The sequence below is a fragment of the Rhizobacter sp. Root1238 genome, assembly GCF_001425825.1.
GTDB lineage: Bacteria > Pseudomonadota > Gammaproteobacteria > Burkholderiales > Burkholderiaceae_C > Rhizobacter.
Genome location: NZ_LMDM01000023.1, coordinates 227,195 through 244,337, shown reverse-complemented (window position 1 = coordinate 244,337; position 17,143 = coordinate 227,195). Strand labels below are relative to the sequence as shown.

At 69.1% G+C, this 17,143-nt stretch carries 14 protein-coding genes; 11 read left to right on the top strand and 3 right to left on the bottom strand.

Translation table 11 applies throughout. The features are described from left to right. Positions 1-52 precede the first annotated feature (52 nt). From ASC98_RS17870 to ASC98_RS17860, 3 genes are read left to right on the top strand one after another with little or no spacing between them, the layout of a single operon-like run. Positions 53-1,183 (top strand): ABC transporter substrate-binding protein, encoded by a 1,131-nt coding sequence (locus tag ASC98_RS17870; RefSeq protein ID WP_162249233.1) that lies wholly within the window; start codon positions 53-55, stop codon positions 1,181-1,183. Positions 1,184-1,194: 11 nt separating this feature from the next. Then, the gene (locus tag ASC98_RS17865) at positions 1,195-2,313 is read left to right on the top strand and encodes an ABC transporter substrate-binding protein (RefSeq protein WP_082541654.1); all 1,119 of its coding nucleotides are present in this window, start codon (positions 1,195-1,197) and stop codon (positions 2,311-2,313) included. Positions 2,314-2,331: 18 nt separating this feature from the next. Then, a complete protein-coding gene (locus tag ASC98_RS17860; protein WP_056811006.1) occupies positions 2,332-3,384 on the top strand; it encodes a hypothetical protein in 1,053 nt (350 codons plus the stop codon). Positions 3,385-3,406: 22 nt separating this feature from the next. Here the strand turns inward: ASC98_RS17860 and ASC98_RS17855 are convergent, their stop codons facing one another. Next, positions 3,407-4,663, bottom strand: a complete 1,257-nt coding sequence (locus tag ASC98_RS17855) for a TIGR03862 family flavoprotein (RefSeq protein ID WP_056811009.1) — start codon at positions 4,661-4,663, stop codon at positions 3,407-3,409. 368 nt (positions 4,664-5,031) lie between these two features. Here ASC98_RS17855 and ASC98_RS17850 point away from each other — a divergent pair, with 368 nt between their 5' ends. Further along, on the top strand, positions 5,032-6,567 hold the full coding sequence (locus tag ASC98_RS17850) for a C13 family peptidase (RefSeq protein WP_056811012.1): 1,536 nt from the start codon (positions 5,032-5,034) through the stop codon (positions 6,565-6,567). 25 nt (positions 6,568-6,592) lie between these two features. Here the strand turns inward: ASC98_RS17850 and ASC98_RS17845 are convergent, their stop codons facing one another. Then, a complete protein-coding gene (locus ASC98_RS17845) occupies positions 6,593-7,957 on the bottom strand; it encodes an MFS transporter (protein ID WP_056811016.1) in 1,365 nt (454 codons plus the stop codon). A gap of 178 nt (positions 7,958-8,135) precedes the next feature. Between ASC98_RS17845 and cyoA the strand changes: the two genes are divergently transcribed. Genes cyoA through ASC98_RS17810 form a run of 7 tightly spaced genes read left to right on the top strand, consistent with a single transcriptional unit; the run spans position 8,136 to position 14,946 of the window. Further along, entirely contained in the window at positions 8,136-9,233 is a 1,098-nt protein-coding gene (cyoA, locus tag ASC98_RS17840) for a ubiquinol oxidase subunit II (protein WP_082541653.1), read from the top strand. Between the two features lie 9 nt (positions 9,234-9,242). Next, positions 9,243-11,246: a cytochrome o ubiquinol oxidase subunit I gene (gene cyoB, locus ASC98_RS17835; RefSeq protein WP_056811019.1), complete on the top strand. Its 2,004-nt coding sequence runs from the start codon at positions 9,243-9,245 to the stop codon at positions 11,244-11,246. Beyond that, positions 11,239-11,868, top strand: coding sequence for a cytochrome o ubiquinol oxidase subunit III (cyoC, locus tag ASC98_RS17830; protein ID WP_056811022.1), 630 nt, complete (start codon positions 11,239-11,241; stop codon positions 11,866-11,868). Before cyoB ends, cyoC begins: the two co-directional genes overlap by 8 nt. After that, positions 11,865-12,281 carry a cytochrome o ubiquinol oxidase subunit IV gene (cyoD, locus tag ASC98_RS17825; protein ID WP_056811026.1) on the top strand — a complete coding sequence of 139 codons (417 nt, stop codon included), beginning with the start codon at positions 11,865-11,867 and terminating at the stop codon, positions 12,279-12,281. The genes cyoC and cyoD overlap by 4 nt, the downstream gene beginning before the upstream one ends. After that, on the top strand, positions 12,278-13,027 hold the full coding sequence (locus tag ASC98_RS17820; protein ID WP_157597725.1) for an SURF1 family protein: 750 nt from the start codon (positions 12,278-12,280) through the stop codon (positions 13,025-13,027). Before cyoD ends, ASC98_RS17820 begins: the two co-directional genes overlap by 4 nt. Next, positions 13,011-14,420 (top strand): ATP-binding protein, encoded by a 1,410-nt coding sequence (locus ASC98_RS17815; protein WP_056811029.1) that lies wholly within the window; start codon positions 13,011-13,013, stop codon positions 14,418-14,420. Before ASC98_RS17820 ends, ASC98_RS17815 begins: the two co-directional genes overlap by 17 nt. After that, entirely contained in the window at positions 14,407-14,946 is a 540-nt protein-coding gene (locus ASC98_RS17810; RefSeq protein WP_056811031.1) for a response regulator transcription factor, read from the top strand. Before ASC98_RS17815 ends, ASC98_RS17810 begins: the two co-directional genes overlap by 14 nt. Positions 14,947-14,982: 36 nt before the next feature. On the opposite strand, the gene ASC98_RS17805 is transcribed toward ASC98_RS17810, so the two are convergent. After that, complete coding sequence (locus ASC98_RS17805; RefSeq protein ID WP_056811034.1) at positions 14,983-17,106, bottom strand: RICIN domain-containing protein; 2,124 nt, start codon at positions 17,104-17,106, stop codon at positions 14,983-14,985. Positions 17,107-17,143 lie beyond the last annotated feature (37 nt).

The window sequence follows — 17,143 nt, the reverse complement described above, 5'->3', positions numbered from 1 at the left end:
TTCGTCGAAATCCGATCACGTCGCCATGACGTGGTCTCAGGGAGAGATGAACATGAAGCGCAGAAACCTGTTGCTGGCCGCCTCCGGGGCTGCCGGCGTGAGCCTCCTGCCGCTGGCGCCGTCGCGCGCCGCCGGCGCCCGCACCATCAGCTTCGGCCAGTCGGCCTCGCTGACCGGTGGCCAGGCCAGCTACGGCCGCGACGTGCAGAACGGCATCGCCGCTGCCTTTGCCGCGGCGAACACCACCGAAGCCGCCACCGGGCTTCACTTCGACCTGCAGACGCTCGACGACGGCGGCGTGCGCAGCCGCTGCATGAAGAACGTGATGCAGCTGGTCGAGAGCGGCTCGACCGCGCTGATCGGCCTGACCAGCGGCGCCGGCGCCGAAGCCTGCGTGCCGGTGATCGAGGATGCGCAGATCGCGATGCTCGGCACCGCCAGCGGCAACATGGGCATCCGCGGCAGCAACATCAGCGGCGCCTTCCACGTGCGCGCCGGCTACGACGCCGAATACAAGCGCATGGTCGGCTACGTGAAGGACTTCGGCATGCAGCGCATCGGGGTCGTCTACCTGAACGACACCTCGAAGGCCAACATGGAGGCGATGAACGCCGCGCTGTCGGCGCTGTCGATCCAGCCCAAGGTGTCGATCGGCATCGACCGCAACGCCACCTCGTTCGATGGCATCGCCAACGAGCTGCTGGCCGCCCGCCTCGACTGCGTGCTGTTCACCGCCAACGCCGGGCCGGTCGGCAAGATCATCGACCACCTGGTGCGCGGCAAGTACGCCGGGCTGTTCTATGCGTCGTCGTTCGCCGGCCAGGACCTGATCGACACGCTGACCTCGCGCAAGCAGAGCTGCGTGATGAGCATGGTGGTGCCGCGCCCGACGCAGATGGGCGTCAACGTGGTCGCGCAATGCCAGCGCGACCTGGCACTGCTGAACAACGGCGCGCGGCTGGGCATCACGACGCTCGAGGGCTACATCAGCGGACGCATCGCGGTCGAGGCGGCGCTGGCGGCCGCGAAGGCCGGCACGCTGAACCGCGCCCGCATGAAGGATTCGCTGGCCGGGCTGCGCAGCGACCTGGGCGGCTACAAGGTCGAGTTCGCCGGCACCCCGCACGGCTCGCGCTATGTCGACCTGATCGCGATCGACCGCTACGGCCGTCTCGTCGGCTGAAGGGGCAGCGCATGAAACGCCGCGACCTTCTGATGGGCGGCGCTGCCGCCTGCGCGGGCTTCCCGCGCCCCGCATTCGCCTCCAACACCATCGTCACGCTCGGCCAGAGCGCCTCGCTGACCGGCGCCCAGGCACGCTATGGCGCCGACGTGCGCGACGGCATCCTCGCCGCGTTCGCCGCCGCCAACCGGGCCGATCCCAAGGGACCGCGCTTCGAGCTGCAGGTGTACGACGACGGCGGCAACAAGGACCGCTGCATCGCCAACGTGCAGCAGCTGATCGGCGATGGCGCCGCGGCCCTGGTCGGCCTGACCAGCGGCGCGGCGGCCGAGGCCTGCATGCCGCAGGTCGAGAAGAACCAGATCGCGCTGATCGGCACCGCCAGCGGCAACATGGGCATCCGCAGCGCGGCGTCGTCCGGTGCGGTGCACGTGCGTGCCGGCTACGACGTGGAGTACCGCCGCATGGTGGGCTACGCGAAGGAGTTCGGTTTCAAGCGCGTCGGCTACGTGCACCTGAAGGACACCTCGAAGGCCAACCTGCTGGCGATGGAGGACGCGCTGAGCCGGCTCGGCGTGCAACCCGTCGCCGTCGTGCCGATCGACCGCAACGCCGGCTCGCTGCTGCCGGTGGCGCAGCAGCTGCTCGACCTGAAGCTCGATTGCGTGATGTTCACCACCAATGCGGCACCGGTGCTGTCCATCATCGAGCACATGCACACCGGCGCCTACCCGGGCATGCACTTCTCGTCGTCGTTTGCCGGGCAGGACCTGATCGACGGCGTGGTCGCGACGCGGCGCAGCGTGGTGATGAGCCTGGTGGTGCCGCGGCCGTCGGCGCTGGGCGTCGGCGTGGTCGGCCAGTGCAAGAGCGACCTGGCCGCCCTCGGCGGCACGGCCACGCTCGGCGTCACGACGCTGGAGGGCTACATCGCGGGCCGCGTCGCGGTCGAGGCAGCGCGCACCGCGGTCAAGGGCGGCGGCGCGACGCGCGGCCGGATGCGCGACGCGCTGGCGACGCTGCGCACCGACCTGGGCGGCTACCGCGTCGCCTACGCGCCCGACAACCCGCACGGCTCGCAGTACGTGGAAACGGTGGTGATCGACCGCTACGGCCGCATCGTCGGCTGAACACCGAGGGAGGACCTCATGGCTGCATCCTGGACGCGCGGGCTGGCCTGGCTCGCATTGTTGTTCGCCGGCATGCCGGCGTGGGGAGCCGGCAGCGAGCCGAGCCCGCAGCAGTGGGCCGAGGCGCGCGCCACGGCCGCCGACATCGCCGCCGCGCTGGCGCGCCATTGCCCGGTGGCCGGCCCCGGCGACCAGCCGGCTTTCGAGCAGTGCAAGCGCGGGCTGTTCGGCGATGGGGCACTGCGCGATGCGCTGGACGCAATCGTGCTGTGGGGCCGCCAGCGCGACCCGGCGCTGTCGCTGCAGGCCAGCTCGCTGACGCAGTTCGCGCCCGACGTGCTGACGGGGCTCTACCTGCCGCTGTTCATGTTCGACGGGCAGCACAGCGTGCGCTATGTCGCTTCCGAAGGGCTGTTCCAGCTGCGCTTCGCGACTGCGTTCCGCAACCGGCTCGCGCCGGGGCAGTTCCCGTACCCGTTCTGGCACGACGCCGAGAAGTGGGCGATGTACCAGGGCGCGAACGAGGTGCTGCTGTGGTGGGAGCCGATGCGCGGACGCGTGAAGGTGGCCCAGTTCACGGTGCACGGCGCGCAACCGCCGATCGCCGCGGTCGGCAAGGTGCCCGCACCGGCGGGCTTCGGCGGGCAGTGGATGTGGACCGATGCGCAAGGGCAGACGCAGCCGAAGGCGACGCTCTTCGACGGCCTGTACCGCCGCGACAACCCGTGGCTGGGCCGGCTCGAAGGCGCCTACAAGCAACTCGCGCTGCGCCTGCGCCAGGGCGAGTGCGATTCGTGCCACGTGCCGAGCAACCCGGACAAGAGCAAGCGCCTGGTGCTGCTGCAGACGCCGGCGCATGCCGCCGGCGAGATCGAGCGGCTGCTGAAGGCGGTGCGCGAGGACCGCATGCCGCGCGACGAGACCGGCATCGAGAACCCGCTGGACGCGACGACCAAGCGGGCGCTGCTGGAAGATGGCGAGGCCTTCGCGGCGATGCTGGACGCGGCGCGGCGCTGGGAGGCGCAGGCGCGCCTGGCGGGCGCCGCCGGCACGCCGGCCGCGCTTCGCTGATCCGCCGTTGTCAGGCGCCGGGTCAGGCGCCGGTCGTGGCCGGGCGCGCGCTCGCCAGCCAGTCGAGCGCGCCCTGCGCCGCCACGCGCGCGCTCGCCATCGTGGCCGTCAGCAGGTAGCCACCGGTCGGCGCTTCCCAGTCGAGCATCTCGCCGGCGACGAACACGCCCGGCACGGCCCGCAGCATCAGCGCGCCATCCAGCGCCGCGGCGGACACGCCGCCGGCGCTGCTGATCGCCTCGTCGATCGGCCGCGTGGCGCCCACGGCGATGCGCAGCCCCTTGATGTGCGCGGCCAGGCGCTGCGGGTCGGCCAGGTCGGCCTTCGGCACCAGCTCGTGCAGCAGGCTGGCCTTGACGCCGTGCAGCCCGAGGCGCGACTTCAGGTGCGTCGACAGCGAGCGCGGCCCGCGCGGGTGCGCGAGCTCGGCGGCCACCCATTCCAGCGTGCGGGCCGGCAGCAGGTCGAGCGCGAAGCTCGCCTGCCCGTGCGCCTCGATGCCGTCGCGCAACCGCGCCGACGCGGCATACACCAGGCTGCCTTCGACGCCGGTCTGCGTGACGACGAACTCGCCCGCCTGCCGCCAGCCGTCGTCGAGCGCGATCGCGACCGACTTCAGCGGCTCGCCGGCGAAGCGGCTGCGGAAATACTCGCTCCACGCCGGCGCCACGTCGAAGCCGCAGTTCGACGGCCGCAGCGGCGCGACATCGACCGCGCGCTGCGCGAGCCACGGCACCCAGGCGCCGTCGGAGCCGAGCCGCGACCAGCTGGCGCCGCCCAGCGCCAGCAGCACCGCGTCGGCACGCACGCGGTGCTCGCCGTCGGCCGACGAGAAGCGCAGCGCCCCGTCATCGCCCCAGCCCAGCCAGCGCTGCCGCATGTGGAAGCGCACGCCGGCCGCGCGCAGGCGCTGCAGCCACGCCCGCAACAGCGGCGCGGCCTTCATGTCGGTCGGGAACACGCGGCCGGAGCTGCCGACGAAGGTGTCGATGCCGAGCGCGCCCACCCATTCGCGCAACTGCTGCGGGCCGAAGGCGTCGAGCCAGCGCGCCACCTGCTCGCGCTGCGCGCCATAGCGCTCGACGAAGGCCGGCAGCGGCTCGCTGTGCGTCAGGTTCAGCCCGCCCTTGCCGGCCAGCAGGAACTTGCGGCCGACCGACGGCATCGCGTCGTACAGGTCGACCTGCACGCCGCCGGCGGCGAGGCGCTCGGCCGCCATCAGGCCGGCCGGCCCCCCTCCGATGATCACGACGTTGGCAGCGGGGGCGATGGCAGGCATGGGAGGGGACACAGCGAGAAGGGCCCGCATTGTCCCCCCTGCGGAACCTGCCTGACGCTTCAGCGCCTCACTCGCCTGGAACAGCACCACCGGCCCGCTTGCCTTGTGCCCCGGCGGCAGCCAGGCCGGCCGCGCAGCACGAACCACAGCATGGGCGGACGCGTCTCTCGCCGTCACGCGGCTGAAGTATCGGAATGCTTCGACAAAGAGTTGTGGAAGGCGCACAAACGACGCGATGCGCCGCACAGACGCATCAGGTTCCATTCGATGTCGGTATGGACCAGCGGGTGGTCCAGTGCTGCCAGTTGGCGGGTGCAGGTCCCTCGTGATCCGTTTGGTAGATTCGCCCGCCTGGGAGAACACCATCAATGACCGACAACGACACGACCACCCCGCTCGACCCCCACGACCCGCTCCCCGCAGCGCCTGGCGCGGCACCAGCCGCCCTGACGCCTTCATCCGACCCGCTGCCCCGGCAACTGCCGCGCGGCGCGCTCGGCGCCTGGTGGCTGCAGGGCTTCCGCACCGCGCTGCTGATGCGCGCCGACTGGACCGGCCTGCAGGCCACGCCGGCGATTGTCGCCTGCCTGTTTCTGGTGCCCTTCGCGCTCGCGGTGCTGCTGGAGCGGCTCGTCGTTGTCGGTGCGGCGTCGTTCTACTGGCCCACGCTGCTGTCGTCGCGCTGGGCGGGCACCGTGCTGCTGATCCTGGCCTGCTGGCTGCTGATGCGCGGGCCGCGCCGCATCGATGTCGGCGAGACCAGCTCGCCAGACTCGCCGGCGCTGTTCGCGATGCTGTGCGCGCAGGGCCTGCCGACGATGCTGATGCTGGCGCTGCTGTTCGTGCCGATGGCCCGCGGCGGCGCGTATGGCGGCGGGGCCGGCAACAGCACCGAAATGGCCTGGCTGGCCTGGGGCAGCTGGTGGCTCGCGTTCGGCTGGGTGCTCCTGATGCAGGCGACGCTGCTGTGGCGTGCCGGCACGCGGCTCGCGCCGCGGCTGGGCGCCTTGCTGATGGTCGCCGCCGCGCTGGTGAGCAACCAGTGGCTGAACCGCGGGGCCTACTGGTACCCCGCACGCGCCGAGACGGCCGAAGGCGAGGACGATGCGGCGCCGCGCTTCAAGCTGACGCAGGAACTCGTCGAGCAGCAATCACGGCTGCTGCAGACCCGGTTGCAGGCGCTTGCGCCGCAGCGCAAGGGCACGATCGACGTCTACACGCTGACCTTCGCGCCGAACGCCGAAGAAGAGGTGTTCCGCCGCGAGAGCGCGATGGTGGCCGACGTGATGACGACCCGCTTCGACGGCGCCGGCCGCGCGCTGCAGCTGGTCAGCCACCATGACGACCCCGCCTCGTTCGCGTGGGCCACGCCGGTCAACCTGCAGCGTGCCATCGCTCGCATGGCTGCGCTGATGGACCGCGACGAAGACGTGCTGTTCCTGCACCTCACGTCGCACGGCGCGCGCGACGGGCAGCTCGCGTCGTCGTTCTGGCCGCTGGAGGTCGATTCGGTCACACCGGCGATGCTGAAGGGCTGGCTCGACGCCGCCGGCATCCGCCACCGCGTGATCTCGGTGTCGGCCTGCTACTCGGGCAGCTGGATCGCGCCGCTCTCGGACGCCGACACGCTGGTGATGACCGCGGCCGATGCCGACCACACCTCGTACGGCTGCGGCCGCCGTTCGCCGCTGACCTTCTTCGGCCGCGCGATGTACGACGAAGGCATGCGCACGACCTGGTCGTTCGAGCAGGCGCATGCCGCGGCGCGCAAGCTGATCGAGCAGCGCGAGAAGGAAGCCGGCAAGACCGACGGCTACTCGAACCCGCAGATCGCGGTCGGCGAGCGGATGCGCGGGACGCTGGCGGCGCTCGCGAAGCAGCGCGCCGCGGCGGCCGGTCAGTAGCCGGGCCGTCGCGACAGCCGGCCGCTCACGAAGAGTGCGCGGCCGAGTCCTTGATCTCCATCGCCTTGTTCACGCTCAGCGCGATCAGCGTGGCCGCCGAACCCGACAGCAGGTAGACGCTGACGTACGCCAGCCCGAAGTGGGCCGACAGCCCCAGCGCCACCAGCGGCGCGAAGGCCGCGCCGATCAGCCAGGCCAGGTCGGAGGTGAGCGCGGCGCCGGTGTAGCGGTGCTGCGTCTCGAAGTTGGACGTCACCGCGCCGGACGCCTGGCCGTACGACAAGCCGAGCAGCGCGAAGCCGACCAGGATGAAGACGTCCTGCCCGAGCGGCCCGCCGCCCAGCAGCGTCGGCGCGAAGCCGCTGAACACCCCGATCGCCGCGGCCAGCGTGCCCAGCGTGGTGCGGCGCCCGAAGGTGTCGGCGATGCGGCCCGACGCGATGATGCCCAGCGCGGCAATGCCGGCGCCGACCATCTGCACCGCGAGGAACTCGCTGATCGATTGCGTGGAATACAGCTTGATCCACGACAGCGGGAACACCGTGACGATGTGGAACAGCGCATAGCTCGCGAGCGCCGCGAACGCACCGATCACGACCGTCGAGCCCTGCGTGCGGGCCAGTTCGCCGACGCTGGTGGGCTCGAGTTCGTGCGCGTCGAGCAGCTTCGCGTACTCGTTGGTGGCCACCAGGCGCAGCCGGGCGAACAGCGCGACCACGTTGATCGCGAAGGCCACGTAGAACGGGTAGCGCCAGCCCCACGACAGGAAGTCTTCGGAGCTCAGGCTCGCGTACAGGAACGCGAACAGCCCGCTCGCGAGCGTGAAGCCGATCGGCGCGCCCAGCTGGCCGAGCATCGCGTACCAGCCGCGGCGGTTGCTCGGCGCGTTCAGCGCCAGCAGCGACGGCAGGCCGTCCCAGGCGCCGCCCAGCGCCAGCCCCTGGCCGACGCGGAAGATCGACAGCAGCACGATCGACGTGAAGCCGATGCTCTGGAACCCCGGCACGAAAGCCATGCCGGCGGTGGATGAACCGAGCAGGAACAGCGCGATCGTCAGCTTGGCCTCGCGCCCGTAGCGCTTCTGGATCGCCATGAAGATGATGCTGCCGATCGGGCGCGCGATGAACGCGAACGAGAAGATCGTGAAGGCCCACAGCGTGCCTTCGAGGCCTTTTTCGAACGGGAAAAACACTGCCGGGAACACGAGCACTGCCGCGATCCCGAACACGAAGAAGTCAAAATACTCCGACGACCGGCCGATGATCACGCCGATGGCGATCTCGCCGGGCGCGACCTTCGCGTCGTGGGCGGCATGCAGGCGGCGGGTGTCGCGGCCGATGTCTTCGGTCGTCGGATGCGGATGTTTGGGGTCCAGGGAGGAGGTCGTCATGAAGCTTCGGTCCGCTGTCTTGAACAATGTCGGGGGCAGCCTGGAGGTTCCCACGCCCCGGCGGCGCAGGCGATAGGACAAAACGTCCAATCCCCGAAGCGCGCCGTTGAACGTAGATTCTCTGCCCATCGGGCGCCGGTTGGAAGCATTTTGCGCGCCCCTCCTACACAGACCTGGCATGCCACCCCACCACAAGCCCCTGAGCCGACCGCTCCTGCTGGCCCCCGCGCTGCTCCTCACCGGGCTGCTGGCCGGCTGCAACACCGTGCTGCTGAACCCGTCGGGCGACATCGCCGCCCAGCAGGGCAAGCTGATCGTCGTCAGCACCTGGCTGATGCTGCTGATCATCATCCCGGTGATCGCGCTGACGCTGACCTTCGCATGGCGCTACCGCGCTTCCAACCGCGACGCCCGCTACGAACCCGACTGGGACCACTCCACCCAGCTCGAGCTGGTGATCTGGGCGGCGCCGCTGCTGATCATCATCGCGCTCGGTGCCATCACCTGGATCAGCACCCACACGCTCGACCCGTACCGCCCGCTGAGCCGCATCGACGCCGCCCGCCCGGTCACCGCCGACGTGAAGCCGCTGGTCGTCGAGGTGGTCGCGCTCGACTGGAAGTGGCTCTTCATCTACCCGGAACAAGGCATCGCGGTCGTCAACGAACTGGCCGCGCCGGTCGACCGGCCGATCCAGTTCAAGATCACCGCGTCGTCGGTGATGAACGCGTTCTACATCCCCGAGCTGGCCGGCATGATCTACGCGATGCCGGGCATGCAGACCCAGCTGCACGCGGTGATCAACAAGCCGGGCGACTATGAAGGCTTCTCGTCCAACTACAGCGGCGCCGGTTTCTCGGGCATGCACTTTCGCTTCCACGGGCTGGACAACGCCGGTTTCGACAAGTGGGTGCAGGCGGCCAAGGCCGATGCGAAGGAACTGACCCGCGCCGACTACCTGCAGCTCGAGAAGCCGAGCGAGCGCGAACCGGTGCGCCGCTACGCGAGCTTCGCGCCGGGCCTGTACGACGCCATCCTGAACCGTTGCGTCGACAGCTCGAAGATGTGCATGTCGGAAATGATGGCGATCGACGCCGGCGGCGGCCTCGGCCGCCAGGGCATCGACGGCGTCAAGGAGAAGGACGGCCACACCTCCGACGCCAATGGCGCCACGCCGCGCACGTACTACGTGGCCGCGGCGCTGTGCACCGTCGCCGACCCCACCGGCACGCAGCCCGTGCTGCGCACCGCGCAGAACACAAGCCTCCAGAACTGAGTCGCACCGATGCTCGATCACCTCGATTTGACGAAGCTCGTCTTCGGCCGCCTGTCATGGAACGCGATCCCGCTCCATGAACCCATCCTGCTCGTCACCTTCGCCGCGGTCTGCCTCGGCGGCCTCGGCATGGTGGCGCTGCTGACCCGCTACCGCCTGTGGGGCTACCTCTGGCGCGAGTGGTTCACCAGCATCGACCACAAGAAGATCGGGATCATGTACGTGATCCTGGGTCTCGTGATGCTGCTGCGCGGCTTCGCCGACGCGGTGATGATGCGGGCCCAGCAGGCCGTGTCGTTCGGCGAGAACCTCGGCTACCTGCCGCCGCACCACTACGACCAGATCTTCACCGCCCACGGCGTGATCATGATCTTCTTCGTCGCGATGCCGCTGGTCACCGGGCTGATGAACTTCGTCGTGCCGCTGCAGATCGGTGCGCGCGACGTGGCCTTCCCGTTCCTGAACAACTTCAGCTTCTGGATGACCACCTTCGGCGCCGGCCTGGTGATGGCCTCGCTGTTCGTCGGCGAATTCGCGCGCACCGGCTGGCTGGCCTACCCGCCGCTGTCGGGCATCGCGTACAGCCCCGACGTGGGGGTCGACTACTACATCTGGTCGCTGCAGATCGCGGGGGTCGGCACGCTGCTGTCGGGCGTGAACCTGATCGCCACCATCGTCAAGATGCGCGCGCCCGGCATGTCGATGATGAAGATGCCGGTCTTCACGTGGACCTCGCTGTGCACCAACATCCTGATCGTCGCCGCCTTCCCGGTGCTGACGGCCGTGCTGGTGCTGCTCTCGCTCGACCGCTACGCCGGCACCAACTTCTTCACGAACGACCTCGGCGGCAACGCGATGATGTACGTGAACCTGATCTGGATCTGGGGCCACCCCGAGGTCTACATCCTGGTGCTGCCGGCCTTCGGCATCTTCTCGGAAGTGGTGTCCACCTTCAGCGGCAAGCGGCTGTTCGGCTACGCGTCGATGGTGTACGCCACGGTCGTGATCACCATCCTGTCGTACCTGGTGTGGCTGCACCACTTCTTCACGATGGGCTCGGGGGCGAGCGTCAACTCGTTCTTCGGCATCACGACGATGATCATCTCGATCCCGACCGGCGCGAAGATCTTCAACTGGCTCTTCACGATGTACCGCGGCCGCATCCGCTTCGAGGTGCCGATGCTGTGGACGGTCGGCTTCATGATCACCTTCGTGATCGGCGGCATGACCGGCGTGCTGCTGGCGGTGCCGCCGGCCGACTTCGTGCTGCACAACAGCCTGTTCCTGATCGCGCACTTCCACAACGTGATCATCGGCGGCGTGCTGTTCGGCCTGATGGCCGGCATCACCTACTGGTTCCCGAAGGCCTTCGGCTACAAGCTCGATCCGTTCTGGGGCAAGTGCTCGTTCTGGTTCTGGCAGATCGGCTTCTTCTTCGCGTTCATGCCGCTGTACGTGCTGGGCCTGATGGGCGTGACCCGCCGGCTGAGCCACTTCGAGGACCCGTCGCTGCAGATCTGGTTCGTGATCGCCGCGTTCGGTGCGTTCCTGATCGCGCTGGGCATCGGCAGCTTCCTGATCCAGCTGGTGGTGAGCTTCATGCGCCGCGAGCAGCTGCGCGACGTGACCGGCGACCCCTGGGACGGCCGCACGCTCGAATGGTCGACCGCGTCGCCCCCGCCGGCCTACAACTTCGCGTTCACGCCGGTGGTGCACGACAACGACGCCTGGTACGACATGAAGGCCAACAAGTTCGACCGCCCGACCGACGGCTTCATCCCGATCCACATGCCGAAGAACACCGGTGCCGGCTTCATCATCGCCGGCCTCGCGGCGGCGGTCGGCTTCGCGATGATCTGGCAGATGTGGCTGCCGGCCGTCCTCGGCTTCGTCGCGATGATGGCCGCGATCATCGTCCACACCTTCAACTACAAGCGTGACTTCCACATCGGCGCCGACGAAGTCGTCCGCACCGAGAACGCACGCACCCAGCTGCTGGCCGCCCATGTCTGACCTGACCCTGAACCCCTCGGCCGGCGCTGACGCGCCGCGCTACTACCTGCGCGAAGAACACCATCCGGAGAACGGCACCCTGCTCGGGTTCTGGCTCTACCTGATGAGCGACTGCCTGGTCTTCGCGTGCCTGTTCGCGGTGTACGGCGTGCTGGGCCGCAGCTACGCGGCCGGCCCGTCGGGCGCCGACCTGTTCGACCTGCCGCTGGTCGCGGTGAACACCTCGCTGCTGCTGCTGTCGTCGATCACCTACGGCTTCGCGGTGCTCGAAATGCAGCGCAAGCACCTGCGCGCCACGCTGGTGTGGCTGGGCGTCACCGGCCTGTTCGGCCTCGGCTTCCTGAGCCTGGAGCTGTACGAGTTCGCGCACCTGATCCACGAAGGCGCCGGCCCGCAGCGCAGCGCCTTCCTGTCGTCGTTCTTCACGCTGGTCGGCACGCACGGGCTGCACGTCACCTTCGGCATCGTCTGGCTGGTCACGCTGATGTTCCAGCTCGGCAAGCACGGGCTGACCGCGCCGAACCGCCGCCGCATGATGTGCCTGTCGATGTTCTGGCACTTCCTGGACGTCGTCTGGATCGGCGTCTTCACGTTCGTCTATCTCATGGGAGTGCTGCCGTGAGCGCACAAGAAATCGACAGCCTCGCCCACGGGCGGGACCACGGCCACGGGCACGACGACCACGGTCACGACCACGATGGCGGCCACCCGCCGAGCACGCTGAAGGGCTACGCCACCGGCTTCATCCTGTCGGTGATCCTGACCGCGATCCCGTTCTGGCTGGTGATGGGCAAGGCCTTCAACAATTCCAGCACCACGGCGCTGGTGATCCTCGGCTTCGCGGCGGTGCAGATCGTCGTGCACATGGTGTACTTCCTGCACATGAACGCCCGCTCGGAAGGCGGTTGGACCATGCTGGCGCTGATCTTCACGCTGGTGCTGGTGGTGATCACGCTGAGCGGATCGCTCTGGGTGATGTTCCACATGAACAGCAACATGATGCCGACGATGCACGACATGCGGGTCCGGCCGTGAGGCCGCGCAGGGCAGCGCTGATCGCAGCGGCCGCCCTGCTGTTCGCAGGCTTCGCCGCGCTCGGCACCTGGCAGGTGCAGCGGTTGTCCTGGAAGCTGGACCTGATCGAGCGGGTCGAGCAACGGGTTCGCGCGGCGCCGGTCGACGCGCCTGCCGGGCCGGTCAGCGCGGCGGCCGACGAGTACCGCCACGTCGTGCTGCAGGGCCGCTTCCTGCATGCGCACGAGACCCTGGTGCAGGCCGTCACCGAGCAGGGGCCCGGCTGGTGGCTCGTGACGCCGCTGCAGCAGGCCGATGGCCGCAGCGTGCTGGTCAACCGCGGGTTCGTCACCACCGAATCGAAAGCGCTGGCCTCGCGCCCGGACGGCGAGGTCACCGTCACCGGCCTGCTGCGCCTGACCGAGCCGGGCGGCGGCTTCCTGCGCCACAACGATCCGGCTGCCGGTCGCTGGTTCTCGCGCGACGTGCAGGCCATCGCCGCCGCGCGCGGGCTGACGACGGCAGTGCCCTATTTCGTCGACGCCGATGCCGACGCCACGGCACGCCAGGGCGCCTGGCCCATCGGCGGCCTGACCGTGGTCAGCTTCCACAACAACCACCTCGTCTACGCCCTCACCTGGTTCGGCCTCGCCGCGATGGTCGCAGGGGCGGCGTGGATGCTGCGGCCGGGGGGCCGCTGGTCGGGCGAGAATCCGCCCTTCCCGGCCTCCGCCTCTGCCGTCCCCCACGATGCCCCCCACGGCTGACACCCTCCCGCTCCAGCACACGACCATCGGTCCGCCCACCACCTGGGCCGGCACCGTGGGCGTCGCCGACGCCGGATTGAAAAACATGCAGCAGCTGATCCAGCTGCGCTGGATCGCGGTGGTCGGGCAGATCGTCACCATCGCGGTCGTTCATTTCGGCTTCGGCATCCGGCTGCCGCTGGAGCACATGCTCGCGGTGCTGTACTGCCTGGTGGCGTTCAACCTGGTCAGCGTGCTGCGGCTGCGCAACCGCCGGCCGGTGCTGCATGTCGAGCTGCTGGTCGCGCTGCTGGTCGACGTCGGCATGCTGACCTCGCAGCTGTACCTGAGCGGCGGCGCGACCAACCCGTTCGCCTTCCTGTACCTGCTGCAGGTGATCCTCGGCGCGGTGCTGCTGAAGCCGCGCTTCACCTGGGTGCTGGTGGTCGTCACCAGCCTGTGCTTCGCCGGGCTCGGGCTGTACTACCGGCCGCTCGATATCCCGCTCGACCACGGCAGCGGCCTGTCGAGCCCGTTCGTGCTGGGGCTGCTGCTGTGCTTCGCGTTGAACGCCGCGCTGCTGGTCACCTTCATCACCCGCATCCAGCGCAACCTGCGCGCCCGCGATGCACGGCTGGCCGACCTGCGCCAGCGCGCCGCCGAAGAGGAGCACATCGTCCGCATGGGCCTGCTGGCGTCGGGCGCCGCGCACGAGCTGGGCACGCCACTCGCGACGCTGGCGGTGATCCTCGGCGACTGGCGCCGGCTGCCGCACTTCAGCTCCGACCCCGAGCTGCTCGAGGAGGTGGTCGAGATGCAGACCCAGCTGGAGCGCTGCAAGGCGATCGTCAGCGGCATCCTGCTGACGGCCGGCGAGGCGCGCGGCGAATCGTCCGAGGCGACGACGCTCGCGACCTTCCTCGACGAGCTGGTGCACGACTGGCGTCGCACCCGGCCGGTCAAGGCCTTCGCGTACGAGAACCGCTTCGGCGACGACCTGCCGATGGTGTCCGACTCGGCCATCCAGCAGATGATCTGCAACGTGCTCGACAACGCGCTGGAGGCGTCGCCGCAGTGGCTGCGGCTCGACGTGGAGCGCGCCGGCGACGCGCTGAGCCTGACCGTGACCGATGCCGGCAAGGGCTTCGCACCGGGGCTGCTGGAAACGCTGGGCCAGCCCTACCGCTCGACCAAGGGACGGCCGGGCAGCGGGCTCGGGTTGTTCCTGGTGGTCAACGTCGCGCGCACGATCGGCGGCACGGTCGAGGCGGCGAACCGGCCCGAGGGGGGCGCGATGGTCAAGATCACGCTGCCGCTGTCGGCAATCGTGCTGGAGCCGCAGGCCGCCGACGAGGCCGCCGAGGATGATCCCGAAGACGACGAGGAAGTGACCGCCACCGATGGACAACGCTGAACGCCGCCTGCTGATCGTCGAGGACGACGCCTCGTTCGCGCGCACGCTCGGCCGCTCGTTCGAGCGGCGCGACTACCGCGTCACGCTGGCCGCCAGCCTGGCCGACGTGACCACCGTGCTGCAGACCGAATCGCCGGGCTTCGCGATCGTCGACCTGAAGCTCAACGGCGAGGCGTCCGGCCTGGCCTGCGTGCAGGCGCTGCATGCGCACGACCCGAAGATGCTGATCGTCGTGCTGACCGGATTCGCGAGCATCGGCACCGCGGTCGAGGCGATCAAGCTCGGCGCCTGCCACTACCTGGCCAAGCCCTCGAACACCGACGACATCGAGGCCGCGTTCGGCCGCGCCGCCGGCACCACCGAGGTCGAGCTGACGAACCGGTCGAGCTCGATCAAGACGCTGGAGTGGGAACGCATCCACGAGACACTGGCCGAGACCGGGTTCAACATCTCCGAGACGGCCAGGAGGTTGGGGATGCATCGGCGCACGCTGGCGCGCAAGCTCGGCAAACAGCAAGTGAAGTAGCACTGCCCCGGACGCCAATCCGGGCCCCCCGCCCGATCAAGGCGCCCGGAACGTCCAGCGCGCGTTGTCCCCGCCGCAATCCCACTGCTGGATCGCCGCGCCATCCAACGTCGACACGTTCGTCACGTCCAGGCACTTGTTGCTGTGCGAGGCGCGCAGGTAGTACGCACCGCCGCCCTGGTCTTCCAGCTTGAACAGCTGGTTCGCGCCGCCGGTGCAGGTCCATTGCTGCACCGCCGCGCCGTTGGCAGTGCTGACACCGGTGATGTCGACGCACTTGCCGCTCGCCACCGAGCGCAGCTGCCACAGCCCGTTGCCGTTGCCCTGCGCGACCCACTGCTGGTTGCTGCTGCCGCCGTAGCTCCACTGCTGCAGCACCGCGCCGTCGGTGGTGGCGCGCTCGCGCACGTCGAGCGCACGGCCGCTGTGCTTCGCGACGATCGCATAGGTCTGGCCGGCGACCGGGCCGGTGGTCGGGTTGGTGGGCGGATTGGTCGGCGGGTTCGTCGGCGTGTTGGTGCCGGTCGAGTCCTCGAACCGCAGCCAGTCGAGGTTGGCCACGCCCAGCCCGCCCTTCGCGACGAGGTAGACGTTGTGCACGCCGCTGCTGCGCTGGATCGGCGTCGTGACCTCCTGGAACGTGGTCCAGCCGCCTGTGTTCGGCACCGTGACGGTGCCGATGTGCGCGCCGGTCGGGCTGTCGAGGTGCAGCTCGATCTGCTTGCCGGCATAGGCGGCATCCACCGCCAGCCGCAGCTTCAGCCGGTCCACGCCGCTGCCGAAGTCGACGTCGATGTAGCGCAGCCAGTCGCCGGCATCGAAGCTGCCGACGCCGGCCGCGTCGAAGCTGACGCCGCTCTGCGCATAGAAATGCTCGGCTTCGAGCTTGTCGATCGCGCGCCAGCTGCCTTCGTACGGCAGGTTGCGGACCAGGCTGTTCCTGCCGGTCAGCGCCGCCTTGAACACGCCGGTCAGCATCGTGTTGGGCGCCATGTTCTTCTCGACGTCCCAGCTGCGCCACTTCGATTCGATCGTCGCGTACGAATCGGTCGCGACGTTCGGCGTGTTGGCACCGGCATTGGTGCTGTTGTAGAGCGCCCAGTTGCCGACGTTGGTGCCCTTGTAGGTCCAGCTCGTCCAGTGCCAGCCGGCCGCGTTGTACTTGCCCAGCGCGTACTCCCAGCTGCTCTGCAGGTTGAACAGCATGAACTCGCCGACGTAGTGCGGCACGTTGTACGACAGGTACTGCTTCTCCTGCGCGACCTTGCTGTCGACGAAACTTGCCTGCGCCTGGTAGTTCGAGTCGTTGCCCCAGTTGTAGTAGTGGAACTCGTAGATCACGTTGGTCCAACCGTAGTCCGACGGCCGGGTGATCGCGGTCCAGTCCCAGATGCCTTCCATGATCACGATGTGGTTCGGGTCGACCGCACGGATCTCGTTGTAGAAGCGGTTGTACATGTCCAGCACGGGCCGCGTCGCCGGGGCCGGGTAGCTCAGCGACGGCTCGTTCAGCAGGTCGTAGCCGGCCACCGTCGGTTCGTTGCGGAAGCGCGTGGCCAGCTCGCGCCAGAAGGCCAGCGCCTGGTTCTGGAAGCTGGTGTTGTTCCACAGCTGACCCGAGCCGCCGATGCGCCCGCTGTGGTCGGCACCGTTCTGCGAACCCGGTGCGCCATGCAGGTCGAGGATCACGTACAGGCGGTACTTCCTCGCCATCGCCACCACCCATTCGATGCGGCGGAAATCGATCTTGCCAGCGGCGTCGCGCTTCCAGCTGCCGTCCTCGTTCATGTGGTTCAGGTAGTAGATCGGCAGGCGCACCGCGCTCATGCCGAGCTCGCTGAGGATCTTGAAGTCCTTCTCCTGCAGGTAGCTGTCCTGGTAGGCGTTGATCAGCGCGTCGCGGCCCGCATCGCCGAAGCGCTGGCTCAGCGTCTTGCGCATCGTGTAGTCGTCGCTCGCGCCGGCCAGCGGCGACATCCAGGTCTCGTGCACCTGCCAGCCACCGAGGTTCACGCCGCGCAGGTAGACCGGGTCGCCGGTGCCATTCTGGTTGCGCACCAGCCGGCCGTCGACCTTCAGGAAACTGCTGTGGGCGGCGGCGGTGCCGGCCAGCACGAGGGCCGCCAGTGGCAGCAGGGCAAAGCGTGAAAGGAGGTTCATGGTCGGACTGGCATCGATGTGGAAACGGTTCCAGTCC